Source organism: Streptomyces sp. NPDC097619, from assembly GCF_040302735.1.
Lineage (GTDB): Bacteria > Actinomycetota > Actinomycetes > Streptomycetales > Streptomycetaceae > Streptomyces.
In genome coordinates this window covers 1-1,397 of the sequence record NZ_JBEOSD010000327.1, presented here as the reverse complement: position 1 = coordinate 1,397, position 1,397 = coordinate 1, and the positions used below count along the sequence as shown (strand labels likewise).

General features: G+C 68.9%; 1 protein-coding gene. It reads left to right on the top strand.

Features of this window, described 5'->3' with window-relative positions; translation table 11 throughout:
• Nucleotides 1-2: 2 nt before the first annotated feature.
• The coding region (locus ABTZ17_RS36795) for an acetyl-CoA carboxylase biotin carboxylase subunit (RefSeq protein ID WP_352200178.1) at nt 3-1,397 on the top strand (1,395 nt) is incomplete at its 3' end.

Genomic DNA, 1,397 nt, shown 5'->3' with positions numbered 1-1,397 from the left:
TCGTGCGCAAGGTGCTCATCGCCAACCGTGGCGAAATCGCTGTCCGTGTTGCCCGGGCCTGCCGGGACGCGGGGATCGCGAGCGTTGCCGTTTACGCGGATCCGGATCGGGACGCTCTGCACGTCCGTGCGGCGGATGAGGCGTTCGCCCTGGGCGGTGACACTCCGGCGGCCAGTTACCTCGACATCGGGAAGGTGTTGCAGGCGGCCGCGGATTCGGGTGCGGACGCGGTCCACCCGGGTTACGGGTTCCTGTCGGAGAACGCGGAGTTCGCCCAGGCCGTGTTGGACGCGGGGTTGACGTGGATCGGTCCGCCGCCGCACGCGATCCGGGATCTGGGTGACAAGGTCGCGGCCCGTCACATCGCGCAGCGCGCGGGTGCTCCGTTGGTGGCCGGTACCGCGGATCCGGTGTCGGGTGCGGAGGAGGTCGTGGCGTTCGCGCGGGAGCACGGGCTGCCGATCGCGATCAAGGCGGCGTTCGGTGGTGGCGGTCGTGGTCTGAAGGTGGCGCGGACGCTGGAGGAGGTCCCGGAGCTGTACGAGTCGGCGGTGCGTGAGGCCGTCGCGGCGTTCGGTCGGGGCGAGTGCTTCGTGGAGCGTTACCTGGACAAGCCCCGGCACGTGGAGACGCAGTGCCTGGCGGACTCCCACGGGAACGTGGTGGTGGTGTCCACGCGTGACTGCTCGTTGCAGCGTCGGCACCAGAAGTTGGTGGAGGAGGCTCCGGCGCCGTTTCTGTCGGCGGAGCAGAACGCGCAGCTGTACGCGGCGTCGAAGGCCATCCTGAAGGAGGCCGGTTACGTCGGTGCGGGCACGGTGGAGTTCCTGGTCGGCCTGGACGGGACGATCTCGTTCCTCGAGGTGAACACGCGTCTGCAGGTGGAGCACCCGGTCACCGAGGAGGTGACGGGGATCGACCTGGTGCGGGAGATGTTCCGGATCGCCGATGGTGAGGAGCTCGGTTACGGGGATCCGGAGATCCGTGGGCACTCGTTCGAGTTCCGGATCAATGGTGAGGACCCGGGTCGTAACTTCCTGCCGGCTCCGGGCACGGTGTCGTTGTTCGCTCCGCCGTCGGGTCCGGGTGTGCGTCTGGACGCGGGGGTGGAGACCGGGAGTGTGATCGGTCCGGCGTGGGACTCGTTGCTGGCGAAGCTGGTGATCACGGGTGCGACGCGTGAGCAGGCGTTGCAGCGTGCGTCGCGGGCGTTGGAGGAGTTCCGGGTGGAGGGGATGGCCACGGCCATCCCGTTCCACCGCGCGGTCGTCACCGATCCCGCGTTCGCTCCGACCGACGGGACCCCGTTCAAGGTCCACACGCGGTGGATCGAGACCGAGTTCACCAACACCATCCCCGCCTTCACCGCCCCCACCCCCGAAGACACCGAAGACGAG